The sequence below is a fragment of the Dickeya oryzae genome (assembly GCF_020406815.2).
Classification (GTDB): domain Bacteria; phylum Pseudomonadota; class Gammaproteobacteria; order Enterobacterales; family Enterobacteriaceae; genus Dickeya; species Dickeya oryzae.
In genome coordinates, this window is record NZ_CP162670.1 from 616,817 (window position 1) to 637,660 (window position 20,844).

The following is a 20,844-nucleotide window of genomic DNA, read 5'->3' on the forward strand; positions in this document are numbered from 1 at the left end:
TGTTGTGCACGACATATTTCACTCAGGCTCGCTTTGGCGGGCCTGAATTGTTTATATCAGTAAGAAAAATCTTGATAACAAAGGTAAGGACGACATGGCCTGCCGGGGCCGATTTACTGCGGCTGGGTAAATTGCTGCTCGAACCAACTTTCCAGAATAATTACCGCGGAGGTCGCGTCGACGCTGCCTTTATCCAGCGCCCGGAATCCACCTCGTTCGAACAAATCTGCGCGTGCTTCCACGGTACTGAGCCGCTCATCATGCAACTCAACGGTGACGCCGAAACGGCCATGCAGGCGCTGGGCAAATTTACGAGCCCGCGCGGTCAGCGGTTGTTCGGTACCATCCATATTCAGCGGAAGGCCGACGATGATTAACGCGGGCTGCCACTCGTTGAGCAGTTTCTCTACTTTCTGCCAGTCAGGTATGCCATCCTGCGCTTTCAGCGATGTCAACGGGCGGGCCGTCCCGGTGATTTCCTGACCGATAGCAACGCCAATACTGCGGGTGCCAAAGTCGAAGGCCAGTAATGTTCGGTTTCCCATCAGGCATGCCCCGCTTCGGCTGCGATATTATGAATGTCCACACCCAGTTTTTTGGCAGCCGCACGCCAGCGCTCAGCAATCGGTGTATGGAATAACAGATGGTGGTCCGCCGGTACGGTCAGCCAGGCGTTCTCCAACAGTTCGCTCTCTAATTGGCCCCCTTGCCAGGCTGAATAACCCAACGCGACCAATGTATTGCGCGGCTGCTCCGGCGTCCCCAACGTTTCCAGCACATCTTTTGACGTGGTGATCATGGTTTCGTCGGAAATACTGATGCTGGAGGCAAAACCCTCACAAGGGGTATGCAGGATAAAGCCGCGATCGTCTGCCAGCGGGCCACCGGAAAACACCGGCTTGTCGAGACGGATAGTCGTATCCCGACGATCAGGCGTAATCTTCAGCTTTTTGAGGATATTCTCGACGGTGAACTGTTCCATTGGTTTGTTGATGATAAGACCCATGGCGCCGTCTTCATTGTGTTCGCAGATATAAATCACCGTCCGCCTGAACACCGAGTCCTGCAGAGAGGGCATCGCAATCAGAAAATGGTGCTGTAAATTCATCGTCTTTATTATCGCTTCTCTGTCGGAGTGAATGTTTCCGGTTCGCCGCCGGGCAGCGAACCGGGTGGGGCTCTACATCACCGACCGGGATACGGTCCGTGTATCGTTAACGCTGAGCCAGCCTGCGGTCAATCGCGTCCATCAGCATGCCAGTAATAGAGACATCCGGATAGGCGGCTTCGATTTCACGCACACAGGTAGGACTGGTGACGTTAATTTCGGTCAGGCGATCGCCAATGATGTCCAGCCCGACGAAGATCAAGCCTTTCTGTTTCAGTACCGGTGCGACGGTACGGGCAATCTGCCAGTCGCTTTCGCTGAGCGGGCGTGCTTCGCCCCGACCACCAGCAGCCAGATTCCCACGGGTTTCACCGCTTTTCGGAATGCGTGCCAGGCAGTAAGGCACGGGTTCGCCATCGACCACCAGTACGCGTTTATCGCCGTCTTTAATGGCAGGCAGGTAGTTTTGCGCCATGCAGTAACGGCTACCGTGTTCGGTCAGCGTTTCGATAATGACCGATACGTTAGCATCCTCTGGCTTCAGGCGGAAAATCGACGCGCCGCCCATGCCATCGAGTGGTTTTAAGATGACGTCGCTGTGGTGCTGATGGAACGCCCGCAGCCGATCGGCATTGCGGGTGACCAGCGTATCTGGCGTTAACTGCGGGAACCAGGCAGTGAACAGTTTCTCGTTACAATCGCGCAGGCTTTGCGGTTTGTTAACGATGAGCGTCCCTTTCTCTTCCGCCCGCTCCAGAATATAGGTGGCGTAGATGAATTCGGTGTCAAACGGCGGGTCTTTGCGCATCAACACCACATCTAATTCATGCAGGGCGATGTCCTGCGTCGCACCGAAGTCATACCAATGGTTGTAATCGTATTGAACGCTCAGCGTGCGGGTGGTGGCCCGGGCTTCACCGGCGTGCAGGTAGAGGTCGCCCATTTCCATATAGTGCAGTTCCCAGCCACGACGCTGGGCTTCCTGCAACATCGCAAAGCTGGTGTCTTTCTTGATATTGATGGACGAAATCGGGTCCATCACGATACCGAGTTTTCTCATTATTCTCTCCTTTACCCCAAATCGCCGAATCGCACCTGAAGCGCGGTGATTGCGGTGAGCGCGGTGGTTTCTGTACGCAGAACGCGAGGCCCCAGCAGGATATCAGTAAATCCCTGGGTTGCGGTCATGGCGATTTCGTCTGCTGATAATCCGCCTTCCGGGCCAATCAACAACCGGATGCGTGATACCGGCAACGGCAATGTATTGATGTGTTGCGATGCCCGCGGATGCAGGTTCAGTTTTAACCCATTGTCCGATTCCGCGCACCAGCTTTCCAACGTCTGGACTGGACGAATATCCGGTATCCGGTTTCTGCCGCACTGTTCGCAGGCCGCAATGGCGATTTTTTGCCACTGCGCGATTTTCTTCTCCAGCCGTTCACCATCCAGTTTTACGCCGCAACGTTCGGATAGCAGCGGAGTGATGATATTAACACCCAGCTCGATGGATTTTTGGATAGTGAATTCCATTTTTTCGCCACGTGACATCACCTGGCCCAAATGCAGGTGCAAGGGCGATTCCCGGTCTTCCGTTTGACCGGCGGCATAACGGACCCGCACGTTTTTTTTCCCGGCCTGCACAATCTCGGCCTCGAAAACCTGATTACTGCCGTCAAACAGTTGCAGCGCCTGCCCGGCGCTCATGCGAAGTACCCGGCCCACATGGTTGGCGGCGTCTTCGCTCAGATCGGTTTCTCCCCCTTGTGGGGCAAGCGTATCGGGATGAAAAATGCGCGGTATTCGCATGAATAATCTGGCCTTAGGTGGTAGTTAATCGAAGGGGCAAAGCCTGACAGACCCCGGCCACCGTTATAGCAACGGTGGCGACGGCGGCGCTTATTATAAGAGACAAGCTGTTATAGTAGGGAGCAGCATCAGGGCTGGCAAGCCTCTTGCACATAGGGGTTAGGGTTGCCTTGTATCGCTGCGATGCGTTTTTCACGGGTACATTCCCACGCGGTGACCGGGTATTGTTTGCTCCAGACATCAAACAGTTGGGTCTGCTGGCGGGACAGGTTCAGATGGTAGCGATCACGCATATAGAAGTAGGTGCGGGCGATAGCACCGCGTGCTCGTTCGGGCGGTTCTGCCAGTTGGTTTTTAAAATCAATCTTCATCTCGCACTGGCCATATTGACGCTCGCCACCATTCCACTGGCTGTACATGAAGTTGCCGCGATCGCCGTTCACTTCACCAATTGACGGTTGCAGGTTGTGCAGATCGGTTTCCATCTGGCGGTAAACATCGTCTTTGGTGCAGTTCTTGCGGCCACCGTCTTGCCAGCACTGGCGCTGATTACCAAATTGCCATGCAGGCACGACGTGTTCCCACTCAATACGATGAGCGCGGTTGGCGTCTTTGCGAACCTGATAGCCGCAGGAGGCCAGGTCCGGCGTCCCTTTTTTACCCTGCCAGTTAATGGTACAGCCGCAGTAGAAGGTACCGGGGGCATCCTGATGGATTTTCACGGCGGCGGCTTTGGCTTGCGTGAAATTATTGATGTTCTGACCGGCTACGGCCAGCGTTGTCAGGCCTGTGCCCAACACCACGAAAATGACAGCATTGCGAAGCATATTCCAACGTCACCTGCAGGGTTAAAAACGGGCAGCGTACCTGAGGAAGACCGTACAGGCAAACTCAAAAAATACAGTATTAAATGCCGGCTATTTTTGTTTAAACAGGTTTTGTTACAAGAGCGCGTAACCGTTCGCCGCAAGAGCGACAACGGTATTCTGATTCGCCCTTTATCACCCGGTTATGCCGACGCAGTGTGAGTTCATGGCGGCGACAGGCGCATTCATAAGGGACGGTTTTCCCCTGGACTGATGCTGTCGCAAACTGATGGGTACGACGGGCGGGGACGTTCAACACGCTTTCCATCATCCAACGCCATTGCTGACCGTGTGGCGCGGTTTTACCAAAACGGGCGTAGACCAGCAGGTGCGCCAGTTCGTGCGGCACGACTTCGTCAATGAACGGCTGCTGGTTTTCCAGTAATAACACCGGGTTGAGGCGGATTTCCCACTCTTTGAGCCAGGCGCTGCCTGCTGTGGAACCGCGTTGCTGGTAGTTGATGATCGGTTCAGGATAATCGCTGCCTAATACGGTATTGGCCTGCTGAAGTTTTTCTCGCAGACAACGCATGACCGCTTGTTGCAGGGCGATAGGAAGGCGTGGTGTGTTCATGCTGGCAGCTTACGGGCTGGGCGAGCCGGATGCAATCATGGCTGCAGACATAATCATGCCCACAGGCTTCGGCAATAAAAAACGGCGAAGCGCTGCTTCGCCGTTGGCATGTCAGAAAAGCGGATTATTTCAGGCCTGCGGCATCGCGCAGTTTTTCTGCCACGTCGGTTTTTTCCCACGGGAATTCTTCACGGCCAAAGTGACCGTAAGCTGCGGTTTTCTGGTAGATCGGATGCAGCAAGTCCAGCATCTGAATCAAACCGTAAGGGCGCAGATCGAAGAACTGACGAACCAGATCAACCAGGCGATCGCTGGAGACTTTCTCCGTACCGAAGGTTTCCACCATGATGGAGGTCGGTTCTGCAACGCCGATAGCGTAAGACACCTGGATCTCACAACGATCTGCCAGACCGGCGGCCACGATGTTTTTCGCGACATAACGGGCGGCGTAGGCAGCGGAGCGGTCCACTTTGGACGGATCCTTACCAGAGAATGCACCACCACCGTGGCGTGCGGCACCGCCGTAAGTATCAACGATGATTTTACGACCCGTCAGACCGCAGTCACCCATTGGGCCACCGATAACGAAACGGCCAGTCGGGTTGATGAAGTATTTGGTATTGGCAGAGAGCCATTCAGACGGCAGAACCGGCTTGATGATCTCTTCCATCACCGCTTCCTGCAGGTCTTTCTGCCCGATGGATTCTGAATGCTGGGTAGACAATACAACGGCGTCGATACCGACGATTTTGCCGTTGTCGTAAGCAAAGGTCACCTGGCTCTTGGCATCGGGACGCAGCCACGGCAGGGTGCCGTTTTTGCGCACTTCAGACTGACGTTGCACCAGACGGTGTGCATAGGTGATCGGTGCTGGCATCAGCACGTCGGTTTCGTTGGTGGCATAGCCGAACATCAGACCCTGGTCGCCTGCGCCTTGCTCCAGCGGGTCTTTACGGTCAACGCCCTGGTTGATGTCCGGAGACTGCTTGCCGATGGCGCTCAGTACTGCACAAGAATTGGCGTCAAAACCCATTTCTGAGTTGACGTAGCCAATTTCGCGGACGGTGCGACGTGTGATTTCTTCGATATCCACCCAGGCGCTGGTAGTGATTTCACCACCAACTAACACCATACCGGTTTTTACGTAAGTTTCGCAGGCAACCCGCGCTTTGGGGTCCTGCTCCAGAATCGCGTCAAGGACGGCGTCGGAAATCTGGTCAGCGATTTTATCAGGATGTCCTTCGGAGACCGACTCGGACGTAAAAAGGTGTTTAGCCATGAGTTTCTTTACCTTATAAGCTAAAGCCATTAATCAATAATTCAGTTAATCAGTAGTATAGATGGATTAACATCTGGATGGCTATTCTAGGCCACACGATAGCCCCATGCCAGCAGTTTTTGTACCGCGTCGATGGATTGAATATGTTCATCGGCCATTTTTGCCAATGATAGGTTTTTTTACCATTTTCATTTTGCTTTTCCGGGGACGGATAGGTATAAACGGCGGGCGGTTTTGTTGTCCGTCATTCGGGGCCTCAAAATGTGGCGCGACGCTTGTTCTAAGAGAGCAATTCTGAGAGACCAGCGAGTGCTGCGACAAGACGCTTGCCGATACTGTTTGACCGTTTTCCTGATGGTTGTCGTGATAGCCTGACCGCATCATCTGCGGCGAGCGTGGAGGTGATAGGATTAATGATCCGTTGTTTATTGAGTGAGTTGCGCCTGCCGCGCTTTTCTTCTGACGCCACTGCGTCACTGACTCAATCCTTTCCGCCATTTGCCCGAAGTTGCCTGTCCCGCAGCGCAACGCAGGACTCCCGAGCTGGCTAACCTGCTTTTTTCTCCGCGCCAGTGAATGCATGTGCGTTCTTCCTGGCGGTGTTTTCCCTGGTTTTCACCGACCCGAATCTCGGAGTCTGACATCGTGTTTTACACTAATAAGAGTCATAAAACGACGGCATACTACTGCCCGTCGGTTTTTTCACTGCCAGCGATGCACGCTTTTGCTATGTCGCCGGTATTTGTTGCGGGAAAAAATGTGATTATTCATCTAGAAGTGGAAGAAGGGGATCGCCATGTCTGACGATATGATTCAACCGTACTCGTCAGCGGCGGGTAAACACGATCATCTGCGCTCCATGCAGGAGGTAGCCATGAATGACCGCGACGCCAGCGAGATGCTGAGAACTTATAATATTGCCTGGTGGGGCAATAATTACTACGACGTCAACGAACTGGGCCACATCAGCGTGTGCCCGGATCCGGACGTGCCAGAGGCGCGTGTCGACCTGGCCAAACTGGTAAAAAACCGCCAGCAGGATAATCAGCGTCTGCCTGCGCTGTTCTGCTTCCCGCAGATTTTGCAACACCGCCTGCGTTCCATTAATGCCGCGTTCAAACGCGCGCGTGAGTCTTTCGGTTATGAAGGCGGCTATTTTCTGGTTTATCCCATCAAAGTTAACCAGCATCGCCGCGTCATTGAATCCCTGATCAATTCTGGTGAGCCGTTGGGGTTGGAAGCGGGCTCCAAAGCGGAATTGATGGCGGTATTGGGCCACGCGGGTATGACCCGTACCGTTATCGTCTGTAACGGTTATAAAGACCGTGAATATATCCGACTGGCCTTGATCGGCGAAAAGCTGGGTCACAAGGTCTATCTGGTCATTGAAAAGATGTCGGAAATCAAGTTGGTGCTGGAAGAGGCCGAGCGTCTGAACGTGGTACCGCGTTTGGGCGTGCGTGCGCGCCTGGCATCGCAGGGTTCCGGCAAGTGGCAGTCGAGCGGTGGTGAAAAGTCCAAATTCGGCCTGGCCGCGACACAGGTACTGCAACTGGTGGAACTGCTGCGTAACGCCAACCGTCTCGATAGCCTGCAACTGCTGCATTTCCACTTAGGTTCACAACTGGCGAACATTCGTGATATCGCCACCGGCGTACGTGAATCGGCGCGTTTTTACGTTGAACTGCATAAGCTGGGCGTCAATATTCAGTGTTTTGACGTAGGCGGTGGATTGGGCGTTGATTACGAAGGCACTCGTTCGCAGTCTGATTGTTCGGTCAATTACGGCCTGAACGAATACGCCAATAACGTTATCTGGGGGATTGGCGACGCCTGTAACGAACACGGCTTGCCGCATCCGATGGTGATAACCGAGTCCGGGCGTGCGGTGACCGCGCATCACACCGTGCTGGTATCCAATATCATCGGGGTAGAGCGTAACGAATTCAGCGAGCCGACGGCACCGGATGAAGACGCACCGCGTGCGCTGGAAAGCTTGTGGAGCACCTGGCAGGAAATTCAGGAACCGGGCAACCGCCGTTCGCTGCGTGAATGGCTGCACGACAGCCAGATGGACCTGAATGATGTCCACACCCAGTACACCCACGGTATGCTGGATTTGACCCAGCGGGCACAGGCGGAACAGCTTTATCTGAATATCTGCCAGCGCCTTCAGCAGCAGCTTGACCCGAGTAACCGCGCGCACCGGCCGATTATTGATGAACTGCAGGAACGTATGGCGGATAAGCTGTATGTCAACTTCTCGCTGTTCCAGTCGATGCCAGATGCCTGGGGGATCGATCAGTTATTCCCGGTGTTACCGCTCGAAGGGCTGGACAAGCCGCCGCAGCGTCGTGCGGTTCTGCTGGATATCACCTGCGATTCTGACGGTACTATTGATCACTATGTGGATGGCGATGGCGTTGCCACAACGATGCCGATGCCGCCTTACGACCCGGAAAATCCACCGTTGCTGGGATTTTTCATGGTGGGAGCGTATCAGGAAATCCTCGGCAATATGCACAACCTGTTTGGCGACACCTCGACCGTGGACGTGTTCGTATTCCAGGATGGGACGGTTGAGCTGGAAGAGTCGGATGAAGGCAACACCGTGGCCGATATGCTGGAATATGTGCAGCTTGACCCGGATGTGTTGATGTCTCGCTTCCGCGATCAGGTGAAGGGAGCCAATCTGGCACCGGAACTGCAGGCACAGTTCCTTGATGAGTTTGAAACCGGGTTATACGGTTACACTTATCTGGAAGACGAATAATCTCTCGTCAGAAAAGGTTGAGTGCTGATAAGGCACTCAACCTTTTTCTTTTTCGGGCGTGGCAGCCATACTGACTGCTGTACGGTATGTCTGCGTTTATTACACTGTACGTCAGTTTTTTATTAAATAGCACGTCTGGTTGTGTGTAGTACGGCGTGTAGTAAGGCGGATTAACGCTTTCCGGTTAGCATGCCGTTTTGTGTGTGCGGCCTGGCAATACTTTGATGACAACGTTGTGGCGCAACGTCGATACCAGAATCGGGTATCGCCTGCGCTTTTCCTATTTGATGACAGGAAGGATATATGTCTGATCTCAATCGTCAGCGGTTATTTTTTACCAGCTGCTTTTCTTATGCGCTGACCGGTGCGCTGGTTATCGTCACGGGCATGGTCATGGGCGATATTGCCCAGTACTTCAATGTCCCGATAGCCAATATGAGTAATACCTTTACGTTTCTGAATGCCGGTATTTTGCTGTCCATTTTCCTGAATGTCTGGCTGATGGATATTTTCCCGCTGAAGAAACAGCTGGTCTTCGGTTTTATACTGATTGTCCTGTCGGTTGTCGGGTTGTTCGTGGGTAAATCGCTGGCGGTGTTTTCTGCCTGTATGTTTACGCTGGGCGTGGTCAGCGGCATCACCATGTCGATCGGTACCTTTCTGATTACCCAGCTCTACTCCGGGCGTCAGCGTGGTGCCCGCTTGCTGTTTACCGATTCCTTTTTCAGTATGGCCGGTATGATTTTCCCGATTGTGGCGGCGGCGTTGTTGTCCCGTCATTTCGGCTGGTACTGGATTTACGCTTGCATCGGGCTGTTGTACGTGGCGATTCTGGTTCTGACACTGCTGTCTGATTTTCCCGCTATCGGCACGGAAAAAGCCAACCCCCAGAGCGCGCCTGCCGAGGCGGAAAAATGGGGCATGGGCGTGGTATTCCTGTCTATCGCGGCGCTGTGCTATATCCTGGGGCAACTGGCGTTTATTCAGTGGGTGCCGGAATACGTGACCAAATCCTTTGGTATGAGCATTGGCGATGCTGGGGAACTGGTCAGTAGCTTCTGGACGTCGTACATGATTGGTATGTGGGTGTTCAGCGTTGTGCTCAAGTTCTTTGACTTGCAGCGCGTAGTGACTGTGCTGGCTGTGCTGGCTACCGGGGCGATGTACCTGTTTGTCAGCAGCGATCAGCCTCATCTGCTGAAATACTTCATTTTTGGTTTGGGCTTCATTTCCAGCGCTATCTATACCACGCTGATTACTCTGGGCTCCCAGCAGACCAAGGTGCCGTCGCCGAAGCTGGTAAACTTCATTCTGACCTGCGGAACGGTGGGGACCATGCTGACCTTTATCGTCACAGGGCCGATCGTGCAGCACTTCGGCGTACATGCTGCGCTGGTGACCGCGAACGGGCTCTATTTTGTGGTATTCGTCATGTGCTTCCTGTTAGGGATGGTGACCCGTCACCGTTTGCATGGGCATGAGGCTGCCGCGCATTAATCGGCACTGACTTACCGTCGTGGATCTTTTCGCTAATGAGCCACGTTACAAAGGCATCCTGACCGGATGCCTTTTTTATCGGTGCCTCTTCAAAGAAGGCCGTGCAGATGGCATCTCGATGGTGTTATGGTGGCGAAAACGGGCGGGCGTAAACAGGTAAAGCTGCTACATCGTGTGAGCTAAGGCAGATAAAACCGCCCCGATGAAAAGGAAAGCCTGCTATACGGTCTGCATGTCAGCAGATTCGTGCGTCTTTTCCGCTTGCTGTTCCATGTGCAATCGGCTGGGTTTTCATGTACATTTGTGAATATCTTTTCTTTGCCTTTTTGAGATAATACATTGATTCATATGTGTTATGTTCGACAGGCAACTGTTCAATCCGATCTGGAGTAAAGCATGTCCTCTCGTAAAGAACTTGCCAATGCTATCCGTGCGTTGAGTATGGATGGCGTGCAGAAGGCCAAATCAGGTCATCCCGGCGCACCAATGGGTATGGCTGATATCGCTGAAGTCTTGTGGCGTGACCATCTGAACCATAACCCGGCCAACCCGCACTGGGCTAACCGCGATCGCTTCGTGCTGTCCAACGGTCATGCCTCCATGCTGATCTACAGCCTGTTGCATCTGACGGGTTATGATTTGCCGATTGAAGAACTGAAAAACTTCCGCCAGTTGCATTCCAGAACGCCGGGTCACCCGGAAGTGGGTTATACACCGGGCGTGGAAACCACCACTGGGCCGTTAGGGCAGGGTATCGCTAACGCAGTCGGTATGGCGATTGCCGAGCGTACACTGGCTGCGCAGTTCAACCGTCCGGGACATGACATCGTTGACCATCACACCTATGTCTTCCTGGGTGATGGTTGCATGATGGAAGGGATCTCTCATGAGGTCTGTTCACTGGCGGGTACCCTGAAGCTGGGTAAACTGGTTGCGTTTTACGATGACAACGGTATTTCCATCGACGGCCACATCGAAGGCTGGTTCACGGATGATACTGCTGCCCGTTTTGAATCCTATGGCTGGCACGTGATTCGTGGCATCGATGGTCATGATGCTGATGCCATCCAGCGCGCTATCAAAGAAGCGCAGAGCGTCACTGACAAACCGTCGCTGCTGCTGTGCAAAACCGTGATTGGTTTCGGTTCTCCGAACAAAGCCGGTACCCATGATTCCCACGGCGCACCGTTGGGTGATGCCGAAGTCGCTGCGACCCGCGAGCAATTGGGCTGGAAATACGGTCCGTTTGAAATCCCGGCTGATATCTATGCCGCCTGGGATGCTCGCAAAGCTGGTGAAAGCAAAGAAGCTGCCTGGCAACAGGCGTTCAATGCCTATGCCAGCGCCTATCCGGAACTGGCTGCTGAATTCACTCGTCGCGTAAACGGCGAACTGCCGGCTAACTGGCAGGCCGAGTCGACTAAAGTTGTCGAACAACTGCAGGCTAACCCGGCCAAGATTGCCAGCCGTAAAGCCTCGCAGAATGCGCTGGAAGCCTATGGCAAGCTGCTGCCGGAATTCCTGGGCGGTTCTGCCGACCTGGCACCGAGCAACCTGACGATTTGGTCTGGTTCTAAAGCGCTGAATGAAGACCCGGCTGGTAACTACATCCACTACGGGGTGCGTGAATTTGGCATGACTGCCATTGCCAACGGTATTTCGCTGCACGGCGGTTTTGTACCGTACACCGCAACGTTCCTGATGTTTGTGGAATACGCCCGTAATGCGGTGCGTATGGCAGCACTGATGAAAGTGCGCAGCATCTATGTCTACACCCATGACTCCATCGGTCTGGGCGAAGATGGCCCGACCCATCAGCCGGTAGAGCAACTGGCCAGCCTGCGTGTGACGCCAAACATGAGTACCTGGCGCCCGGCGGATCAGGTTGAAACCGCGGTAGCCTGGAAATACGCCATTGAGCGTAAAGACGGCCCGACAGCGTTGATTCTGTCTCGTCAGAATCTGGCGCAGCAGGAACGTACCGCTCAGCAGTTGGCTGATGTCGCTAAAGGGGCTTACGTGCTGAAAGACAGCGGCGGCCAGCCGCAGCTGATTCTTATCGCTACCGGTTCTGAAGTCGAACTGGCCGTTGCTGCCTGGCAGAAACTGAGCGAAGAAGGCGTCAAAGCGCGCGTGGTGTCCATGCCGTCTACCGATGCATTCGACAAACAGGATGCGGCCTATCGTGAAGCGGTGCTGCCGTCAGCTGTGAGCGCCCGTGTGGCGATCGAAGCGGGTATTGCTGACTACTGGTATAAGTATGTTGGCCTCAATGGCGCGATTGTTGGTATGGAAAGCTTTGGCGAATCCGCACCGGCAGAAAAACTGTTCGACGTATTTGGCTTCACTACCGATAACGTGGTGGCGAAGGCGAAAGCGCTGCTGAAATAACGCTGTTCTGCAGTTAGCAGTTCTTGTAAGGCCGGGATGGTTTCCCGGCCTTTTTTGTCTATAGAAAACCCCCAGCTAGGCTGGGGGTTCCGTAAAGCTTCCAGCTTTGGGGCGGATATAAAAACCCCTTTTGATTTGTTAAAACACCTTGCGGTCTGGCAACTGCAATGGTCAAACAAGAAATCAAAAGGGGGTCCCAATGGGGGACGAAAAGAGCTTAGCGCACACTCGCTGGAACTGTAAATATCACATAGTTTTCGCACCCAAATACCGAAGACAGGTCTTCTACGGTGAGAAACGGCGTGTAGTAGGGAGTATCTTAAGAAAGCTGTGTGAATGGAAAAATGTGCAGATTCTGGAAGCAGAGTGCTGTGCTGATCACATACATATGCTTGTGGAGATCCCGCCGAAGATGAGTGTATCGAGCTTCATGGGGTATCTGAAAGGCAAAAGTAGCCTGATGCTCTATGAACAATTTGGTGATCTGAAATTCAAATATAGGAACAGGGAGTTTTGGTGCCGAGGGTATTATGTAGATACGGTGGGTAAAAATACATCGAAGATCCGGGACTACATAAAGCACCAACTGGAGCAGGATAAACTGGGCGAGCAGTTATCAATCCCATATCCAGGTAGCCCGTTTACGGGCCGTAAGTAACGGATTTGGATGCAAATGTCAGATTGCGATGCGCCTGTTAGGGCGCGGCTGGTAACAGAGCCTTATAGGCGCATATGAAAAACCTCCGGCTATGCCGGAGGATATTTATTGATCCCGCTAGTCTGGGGTTAACACCTGGGTTGAACAAACTGTGCGGTAATTATTTGATGCGGATCACTCTTCTGGCATCCTCCCTGCCGCCATATTTCTTTTGCCAGGCAATTCGTTTATGCTAGCTGAAGCGTTTCAGTTGTTGGTGTGACAGCGTTTGGCAACAACGTTATCAGCAGGCTTTACGTGGTGACACGTCCTGTGCAACGAGCGGTTTATACCCCAATAATTCGAGTTGCAGGAAGGCGGCAAGAGAGTGAATCCCGATGAGCTTACTGAGGTAAGTGATTCGGGTAAACGAACGCCGCCAACACACCTGCAACTTGAAGTATGGCGGGTATATTTCTGGTGGCGTACTGATTATCCTATAACGCGCAATGCTTTTATCACTACACAGGGAATTTCATGACAATCCGTATTGCGATAAATGGCTTTGGTCGTATAGGTCGCAGTGTTCTGCGTGCGTTGTATGAATCCGGGCGGCGAGCCGAAATCACGGTGGTGGCGATTAATGAGCTGGCCAATGCCGAAGGGATTGCCCATCTGCTCAAGTACGATAGCAGCCATGGCCGTTTTTCGTGGGATGTCCGTCAGGAGTGCGATCGCTTATTGGTAGGGGATGACACTATTCGCCTGTTGCATGAGCCGGATCTCCGCTCCCTGCCGTGGGGCGAGCTGGGTGTTGATATCGTGCTGGATTGCAGCGGTGCGTACGGTAGCCGTGCCGATGGTGAAGCCCATCTGGCGGCAGGCGCGAAAAAAGTGCTGTTCTCCCACCCCGGTGCGCCAGATCTTGATGCCACCATTGTGTATGGCGTTAATCATCAGGATCTACTCTCGGCTCACCGTCTGGTATCCAACGCCTCCTGCACCACCAACTGTATTATTCCGATTATTAAACTGCTGGACGATGCATATGGCATCGAGAGCGGTACCGTGACGACGATCCATGCGTCGATGAACGACCAACCGGTGATCGATGCGTATCACCATGACCTGCGGCGTACCCGTGCTGCCAGTCAATCGATCATCCCGGTGGACACCAAGCTGGCGGTGGGTATTACCCGCTTCTTTCCGAAATTCGAAGACCGTTTTGAGGCGATTTCGGTGCGGGTGCCGACTATCAATGTCACGGCCATTGATCTTAGCGTCAGCGTGAAAAACGCGGTAAACGTAAGTGAAATCAATACGCTGTTTCGCCAGTCAGCGCAGAATACATTTCGTGGTATAGTTGATTATACCGATTTGCCGTTGGTCTCAGTGGACTTCAACCACGACCCGCACAGCGCGATAGTGGATGGGACGCAAACCCGGGTCAGCGGGGGGCATCTGATCAAGACGCTGGTCTGGTGCGATAACGAATGGGGCTTTGCCAATCGGATGTTGGATACAACATGGGCGATGGCGGCCTGCGGTTTCTGATAGGCGGTGCCGGGAAACCGACACCTCACTCAAGCAACTTTAAAGAGAATCAACAAGAGGATTCACCATGGCTGTAATTAAGATGACCGACCTGGATTTGGCTGGCAAACGCGTGCTGATCCGTGCGGATCTGAACGTGCCGGTTAAAGATGGCAAAGTGACGTCTGACGCCCGCATCCGCGCATCCCTACCGACCATTGAAATCGCCCTGAAGCAGGGTGCCCGCGTGATGGTGACATCCCATCTGGGCCGCCCGACCGAAGGCGAGTACAACGAAGAATTCTCCCTGCTGCCGGTAGTGAACTACCTGAAAGACCATCTGTCTGCGCCGGTGCGTCTGGCGAAAGATTACCTGGACGGCGTTGATGTGGCCGAAGGTGAGCTGGTCGTACTGGAAAACGTCCGCTTTAACAAGGGCGAGAAGAAAGACGACGAAGTGCTGTCCAAAAAATATGCCGCACTGTGCGATGTGTTTGTCATGGATGCGTTCGGTACTGCACACCGCGCGCAGGCTTCAACCCACGGTGTCGGCAAATTCGCCCCGATCGCCTGTGCCGGTCCGCTGCTGTCTGATGAACTGGAAGCACTGGGTAAAGCATTGAGTAACCCGGCTCGTCCGATGGTGGCTATCGTCGGTGGTTCCAAAGTGTCTACCAAGCTGACGGTGCTGGATTCACTGTCTAAAATTGCTGACCAGCTGATCGTCGGTGGTGGTATCGCCAATACCTTCGTTGCTGCCCAAGGCCATAACGTCGGTAAATCGCTGTACGAAGCGGAACTGATTCCAGAAGCGAAGAAACTGCTGGAAACCTGCGATATTCCGGTACCGAGCGATGTACGTGTTGCAACAGAATTCTCCGAAACTGCCAGCGCGACGTTGAAATCCGTGGCCGCCATTAAAGATGATGAACAGATTCTGGACCTGGGCGACGTTTCTGCCGAGCGTTTGGCTGACATCCTGAAAAACGCCAAGACGATTCTGTGGAACGGCCCGGTTGGTGTATTCGAATTCCCGAACTTCCGTAAAGGGACGGAGATTGTGGCGAATGCTATCGCCAACAGCGATGCTTTCTCCATCGCAGGTGGCGGTGATACGCTGGCGGCAATCGATCTGTTCGGCATTGCCGATAAGATCTCCTATATTTCTACCGGCGGCGGCGCTTTCCTTGAGTTTGTGGAAGGCAAAAAACTGCCGGCAGTGGTGATGCTGGAAGAACGCGCTCGTCAGTAAGCGTTTTTCGTCAGTCATTTGAGGTGGGAGAATATCTCGCCTCCTGGTAACCCGGTGAACGCCGGGCTACCGGTAGCAATACCAGCAGCAACAAATGGTAGTCGTGTCGGCAGTCACGGTATTGCCGACGATAATGCAGTAACAGACAAATCTCTAACCCTCCACGGCCAACGAAACAGGACACGTGACATGTCTAAAATCTTTGATTTCGTAAAACCTGGTGTCATCACTGGTGATGACGTTCAGAAAGTATTCGCCATTGCCAAAGAAAATAACTTTGCACTGCCGGCGGTTAACTGTGTCGGTACCGACTCCATTAACGCCGTTCTTGAAGCCGCAGCCAAAGTGCGCGCGCCGGTAATCGTTCAGTTCTCCAACGGCGGTGCTGCATTTACTGCCGGTAAAGGCCTGAAAGCTGAAGGTCAGCAGGCGGCAATTCTGGGTGCGATTTCTGGCGCTCATCATGTACACCAGATGGCAGAACACTATGGTATTCCGGTGATTTTGCACACCGACCATTGCGCGAAGAAACTGCTGCCATGGCTTGACGGTCTGCTGGATGCCGGTGAGAAACACTACGCCGCGACCGGTAAACCGCTGTTCTCTTCCCACATGATCGACCTGTCGGAAGAGTCGCTGGAAGAAAACATCGAGATTTGCAGCAAGTATCTGGCGCGTATGGCCAAACTGGACATGACGCTTGAAATCGAACTGGGCTGCACCGGTGGTGAAGAAGACGGCGTGGACAATAGCCATCTGGACAACTCTGCGCTGTATACCCAGCCAGAAGATGTGGCGTATGCCTACGAAAAACTGAACGCTATCAGCCCTCGTTTCACCATCGCGGCCTCTTTCGGTAACGTACACGGCGTGTATAAGCCGGGTAACGTGCAACTGACGCCGAAAATCCTGCGTAACTCTCAGGAATATGTCTCCAAGAAATTCAACCTGCCGCACAACAGCCTGGACTTCGTGTTCCACGGCGGTTCCGGTTCTTCCGCAGCAGAAATCGCCGAAGCAGTCAGCTACGGTGTGGTGAAGATGAATATCGATACCGACACCCAGTGGGCGACCTGGGAAGGCATCCTGAATTACTACAAGAAAAACGAAGGCTATCTGCAGGGCCAACTGGGTAACCCGGAAGGCGACGACAAGCCGAACAAGAAATACTATGACCCGCGTGCCTGGCTGCGTGCTGGTCAGGTGACCATGGTGGCGCGTCTGGAACAAGCGTTTAAAGAACTGAACGCGGTTAACGTGCTGTAATTATCAAACCGGTTGTTATGATTGAACCGGTTGTAATTATCGACGTAATAATTTGACTAAGGCTCCTACGGGAGCCTTAATTTTATCTGCATACCGATAATGCACATGATGCTAACAGGAGCGAACAAATGGAAGAACTCAACGTAGCTGAAAGCATGGGACGCCTGCAGAGCTGGCTGGTGAATAATCAACATATTCTGTTGCAGTATGCGGTGAATGTCGTCGCCTCCCTGGTGATTTTGTGTGTTGGGATGCTGATTGCTCGCATGATGTCGAACACGCTAAACCGGCTGATGGTCACTCGTGGTATTGACGTCACGGTGGCGGATTTTTTGTCTGCGCTGGTGCGCTACGGCATTATCGCTTTCACTCTGATAGCGGCGCTAAGTCGGGTGGGGGTACAAACCACATCGGTCATTGCGGTGTTGGGTGCCGCCGGTCTGGCGGTTGGTCTGGCTTTACAAGGTTCGCTATCGAATTTTGCTGCCGGGGTACTGCTGGTGATGTTCCGGCCTTTTCGCACCGGGGAGTCGGTGGATTTGGGCGGCATTGCGGGCACGGTGACTCAGGTACAAATTTTTTCCACCACGCTGCTGACAGCAGATGGCAAAGTCATCGTGGTGCCAAATGGCAAAATTATCGCAGGGAATATTATCAACAGTTCCCGTGAGCCGAATCGTCGTACTGAAATTATTGTCGGCGTGGCCTATGACGCGGATATCGATGTGGTGAAAAATGTGCTGGGCGCTATCGTCGCGGCGGATAACCGTATCCTGCATGATAATGGCGTCACTATTCGGCTCAATGAACTGGGGCCGTCTTCGCTTAACTTTGTGGTGCGGGTGTGGACCAATAATGGCGATGCGGCGGCGGTGTATTGGGACCTGCTGGAGAACTTCAAACGGGCGTTGGATGAGCACCGTATCGGTATTCCGTATCCACAGATGGATGTGCATTTGCACCATACGCCGTCAGTCCAGACGGGGTCGCAGGGCGCGCCGACACTGTAGTTTTTCATGCGAATTTATGCCTGCGGCTGTTGTCTGTAGCGGAGTGTGAGCTATTTCCTCTATTGCATCGCATAACATGCTGTTTCATGATGGTCTTTGTCCCGGCAGAGGTGGATGTCCTGGCGGGCGTAATGAGAGGAAGATCAGACGTGATAAATGAACATAGCATTGATGACGAGGGGAAGGCGGAAAAGCCGCTGGGAAGTCAAAGCCTGTTTCGCGGTTTACAGTTGATCGAAATACTTAGCGACTATCCTAACGGGTGCCCGTTGGCGCGGATTGCTGAGTTGTCCGGCATGAATAAAAGCACCGTCCATCGCTTGTTGCAAGGGCTGGCTGGGTGCGGTTACGTGGTGCCTGCACGTCAGCCAGGTAGTTACCGACTGACCACCAAGTTTATCGCTATCGGCCAGAAGGCGCTCTCGTCGTTAAATGTGTTGCACGTAGCGGCACCGCACCTTGAGGCGTTGAACCTGACGGTAGGTGAGACAGTTAACTTCTCAACGCGTGAAGATGACCACGCGATTCTGATTTATAAGCTGGAACCGACTACCGGCATGATGCGTACCCGCGCTTACATCGGCCAGCATATGCCTTTGCACAGTTCGGCGATGGGGAAGATTTTCATGGCCTACGGCGCGGAGGATTACCCTGCAGAATACTGGCGGACCCATCAGAACAGTATTTATCCTCTGACTGATAACACCATTGTTGAGCTTCCCACCATGCAACAGGAACTGGCGGAAATTCGCCGCCAGGGGTTGGCGATGGACCGGGAAGAGAATGAATTGGGGGTTTCCTGTATTTCTGCGCCGGTGTTTGATATTCAGCACCGGGTGGCCTATGCCGTTTCCATTTCGCTGTCGATGGCGCGTTTGCAACAGATGGGGATTGATACGCTGGTTGACCCCTTACGGGAAACCGCCCGCACTATTTCCCTTGAGTTAGGATTTACACCGCCTGCGGCGTAAGCGGGCGTTTGGCATTGTGTTTCTCGATGCTTAGTCGGTATTCGCGCATTCATCTATCCAGATATTCACCTATTCAGACATTCGCCTATAGTGAATAAAGCCTGCCCCGGGTAGGCTTCGTCACTCACTCACGCGCAAAGGAGATACTGTGAAGCTGAACGTTCTGGTTTTGACTATGCTGCTCGGTTTGTCGTCACTGACGGCACAGGCCGGTAATGAGTTGCCCAGTGGGCCGCACATTGTGACTTCCGGTACGGCGAGTGTGGATGCAACGCCGGATATCGCCCGGCTGGCGATAGAAGTTAGCGTGTCCTCCAAAGATGTGTCCGACGCCAAAAAGCAGGTGGATGATCGTGTCGCGCAATACTTTGCTTTTCTGGATAAAAACGGTATCGACAAAAAAGATATCAACGCGGCCAATTTGCGTACCCAACCGGAGTACGATTTCCTGAAGAACGGCGGCTCGGTCCTGAAAGGGTACCGTGCGGTGCGGCAGGTGGAAGTCACGCTGCGTCAGTTGGATAAGCTCAATGAATTGCTGGATGGCGCGCTCAAATCGGGTCTTAACGAGATCCGGGCGGTGGAATTGGGGGTGTCTAACCCGGATACCTACCGTGAGCAGGCGCGTAAAAAAGCGATAGAGCAGGCGACACTACAGGCGCAGTCGTTAGCCTCTGGGTTTAACGCTACGCTGGGGCCGGTTTACAGTATTCGTTACCACGTTGCCAACTACCAGCCGATACCGGCTGCGCGTATGTTCAAAACCACCAATATGGCGGCGCAAAGCGAGGTGGCGCAAACCTACGAACAGCAGACTATTCACTTTGATGATCAGGTGGATGTGGTGTTTGAATTACAGCGAGCGCCCTGAGGGCGCCGCGTAAGCGAGTCGGTCTGACGAATTCAGGATTGACGTAGAACCTGGCGTCCGTGCGTGAGCAGGGCGTCGGTCACCTGCCGCATCATTCTGCTTTCCGGCGCGAAACGATGCCAGTACAGCATACGACGCTGGCATAGCCCCGGTGTCAGGTCGATAAGCTCGCCATTCGCCAGTTCGCGTTCTATCTGCAAATGGGGGATCATACAGCAGGTGGTGCCCTGGCGGGCGAGCTGCACGAACGCTTCAGATGAGTTAACGATGTGGCAGGGTACGCTACCCGGCGGCAGGTCGAAATTTTGCTGCAAAAATGCCTGATGCATATCATCCAAATGGTCGAACGCCACCACTGGCGCACGCAGCAGCGCCGAACGTGTTACCCCGTTAGGAAAGTAGCGATTGGCGAAGCCTGGCGAGGCGACGAACAGATAATCCAGCGCGCCCAGTTTATCTACCAGACAGCTTGGCAGCGGCTGCGGCTGAATACTTACGGCCCCTACCACTTCACCCCGGCGCAGGCGCTCCTGGGTTCGGGTTTCATCTTCCACCTGCAAATTCAACCTGATGGGGGAGTCCACCAGTACAGGTTGCAGGGCGGGTAACAGCCAGGTCGCCAGGCTGTCGGCGTTGACCGCCAGAGACAGCAAGAGTGGGGTTTCATTGCTGTTTTCATTGCCCAGCCACTCTTCTTCCAGCAATTCCACCTGATGCAGCAAGGCCAGCAATTTTTGCCCTTGTTCGGTCGGACGCGGCGGAATCGTTCTTACCAGTAGCGGCTGGCCGAACAGGTTCTCCAACTGTTTGATGCGTTGCGAGACGGCGGACTGCGTAATACAGAGTTTTTGTGCGGCGCGCTCAAAGCCACGCTCACGGATCACGGCGTCCAGCGCCTGAAGCGTGCGATAGTCCGGGCGTTTCATGAAGGTGAAGATTCCTTTGCGTAAAAACTATATTTGGCAATATGCCACATTTTTGTGAGGTATCGCCGAAAAAAATCGCCCGGC

At 53.6% G+C, this 20,844-nt stretch carries 18 protein-coding genes; 10 read left to right on the forward strand and 8 right to left on the reverse strand.

What is annotated here, in order from left to right:
* Positions 1-113: 113 nt before the first annotated feature.
* The 7 genes from ruvX to metK form a co-directional block, all read right to left on the reverse strand.
* Positions 114-545 carry a Holliday junction resolvase RuvX gene (gene ruvX / locus LF929_RS02615; protein WP_038905740.1) on the reverse strand — a complete coding sequence of 144 codons (432 nt, stop codon included), beginning with the start codon at positions 543-545 and terminating at the stop codon, positions 114-116.
* Complete coding sequence (locus tag LF929_RS02620) at positions 545-1,108, reverse strand: YqgE/AlgH family protein (RefSeq protein ID WP_226093630.1); 564 nt, start codon at positions 1,106-1,108, stop codon at positions 545-547. Before LF929_RS02620 ends, ruvX begins: the two co-directional genes overlap by 1 nt.
* Before the next feature lie 106 nt (positions 1,109-1,214).
* The gene (gene gshB, locus LF929_RS02625) at positions 1,215-2,168 is read right to left on the reverse strand and encodes a glutathione synthase (protein ID WP_019843316.1); all 954 of its coding nucleotides are present in this window, start codon (positions 2,166-2,168) and stop codon (positions 1,215-1,217) included.
* 11 nt (positions 2,169-2,179) lie between these two features.
* Positions 2,180-2,914 carry a 16S rRNA (uracil(1498)-N(3))-methyltransferase gene (rsmE, locus tag LF929_RS02630; RefSeq protein WP_016940696.1) on the reverse strand — a complete coding sequence of 245 codons (735 nt, stop codon included), beginning with the start codon at positions 2,912-2,914 and terminating at the stop codon, positions 2,180-2,182.
* Between the two features lie 128 nt (positions 2,915-3,042).
* Positions 3,043-3,741 (reverse strand): deoxyribonuclease I, encoded by a 699-nt coding sequence (gene endA, locus LF929_RS02635; protein WP_210174634.1) that lies wholly within the window; start codon positions 3,739-3,741, stop codon positions 3,043-3,045.
* Positions 3,742-3,841: 100 nt separating this feature from the next.
* The gene (locus LF929_RS02640; protein WP_210174633.1) at positions 3,842-4,354 is read right to left on the reverse strand and encodes a SprT family zinc-dependent metalloprotease; all 513 of its coding nucleotides are present in this window, start codon (positions 4,352-4,354) and stop codon (positions 3,842-3,844) included.
* Between the two features lie 124 nt (positions 4,355-4,478).
* On the reverse strand, positions 4,479-5,633 hold the full coding sequence (metK, locus tag LF929_RS02645; RefSeq protein ID WP_016940693.1) for a methionine adenosyltransferase: 1,155 nt from the start codon (positions 5,631-5,633) through the stop codon (positions 4,479-4,481).
* A gap of 796 nt (positions 5,634-6,429) precedes the next feature.
* Between metK and speA the strand changes: the two genes are divergently transcribed.
* From speA to LF929_RS02695, 10 genes are all read left to right on the forward strand, one after another.
* Positions 6,430-8,406 (forward strand): biosynthetic arginine decarboxylase, encoded by a 1,977-nt coding sequence (gene speA / locus LF929_RS02650; RefSeq protein ID WP_210174632.1) that lies wholly within the window; start codon positions 6,430-6,432, stop codon positions 8,404-8,406.
* A 303-nt stretch (positions 8,407-8,709) separates the two neighbouring features.
* On the forward strand, positions 8,710-9,903 hold the full coding sequence (gene tsgA / locus LF929_RS02655) for an MFS transporter TsgA (RefSeq protein WP_210174631.1): 1,194 nt from the start codon (positions 8,710-8,712) through the stop codon (positions 9,901-9,903).
* A 396-nt stretch (positions 9,904-10,299) separates the two neighbouring features.
* Positions 10,300-12,294 carry a transketolase gene (tkt, locus tag LF929_RS02660; protein ID WP_038905730.1) on the forward strand — a complete coding sequence of 665 codons (1,995 nt, stop codon included), beginning with the start codon at positions 10,300-10,302 and terminating at the stop codon, positions 12,292-12,294.
* A 199-nt stretch (positions 12,295-12,493) separates the two neighbouring features.
* A complete protein-coding gene (tnpA, locus tag LF929_RS02665; RefSeq protein ID WP_033570971.1) occupies positions 12,494-12,952 on the forward strand; it encodes an IS200/IS605-like element IS1541D family transposase in 459 nt (152 codons plus the stop codon).
* Between the two features lie 516 nt (positions 12,953-13,468).
* Complete coding sequence (gene epd / locus LF929_RS02670) at positions 13,469-14,485, forward strand: erythrose-4-phosphate dehydrogenase (RefSeq protein WP_226093027.1); 1,017 nt, start codon at positions 13,469-13,471, stop codon at positions 14,483-14,485.
* Between the two features lie 67 nt (positions 14,486-14,552).
* Positions 14,553-15,716, forward strand: a complete 1,164-nt coding sequence (gene pgk, locus LF929_RS02675; RefSeq protein ID WP_016940687.1) for a phosphoglycerate kinase — start codon at positions 14,553-14,555, stop codon at positions 15,714-15,716.
* A gap of 189 nt (positions 15,717-15,905) precedes the next feature.
* Positions 15,906-16,982, forward strand: a complete 1,077-nt coding sequence (fbaA, locus tag LF929_RS02680) for a class II fructose-bisphosphate aldolase (RefSeq protein ID WP_226093028.1) — start codon at positions 15,906-15,908, stop codon at positions 16,980-16,982.
* A 128-nt stretch (positions 16,983-17,110) separates the two neighbouring features.
* Positions 17,111-17,992: a small-conductance mechanosensitive channel MscS gene (gene mscS, locus LF929_RS02685; RefSeq protein ID WP_226093029.1), complete on the forward strand. Its 882-nt coding sequence runs from the start codon at positions 17,111-17,113 to the stop codon at positions 17,990-17,992.
* A 131-nt stretch (positions 17,993-18,123) separates the two neighbouring features.
* On the forward strand, positions 18,124-18,963 hold the full coding sequence (locus LF929_RS02690; protein WP_226093030.1) for an IclR family transcriptional regulator: 840 nt from the start codon (positions 18,124-18,126) through the stop codon (positions 18,961-18,963).
* A gap of 148 nt (positions 18,964-19,111) precedes the next feature.
* The gene (locus LF929_RS02695; protein ID WP_226093031.1) at positions 19,112-19,834 is read left to right on the forward strand and encodes an oxidative stress defense protein; all 723 of its coding nucleotides are present in this window, start codon (positions 19,112-19,114) and stop codon (positions 19,832-19,834) included.
* Between the two features lie 32 nt (positions 19,835-19,866).
* Here LF929_RS02695 and LF929_RS02700 read toward each other — a convergent pair whose 3' ends face one another.
* The gene (locus tag LF929_RS02700) at positions 19,867-20,760 is read right to left on the reverse strand and encodes a LysR family transcriptional regulator ArgP (RefSeq protein ID WP_016940682.1); all 894 of its coding nucleotides are present in this window, start codon (positions 20,758-20,760) and stop codon (positions 19,867-19,869) included.
* Positions 20,761-20,844 lie beyond the last annotated feature (84 nt).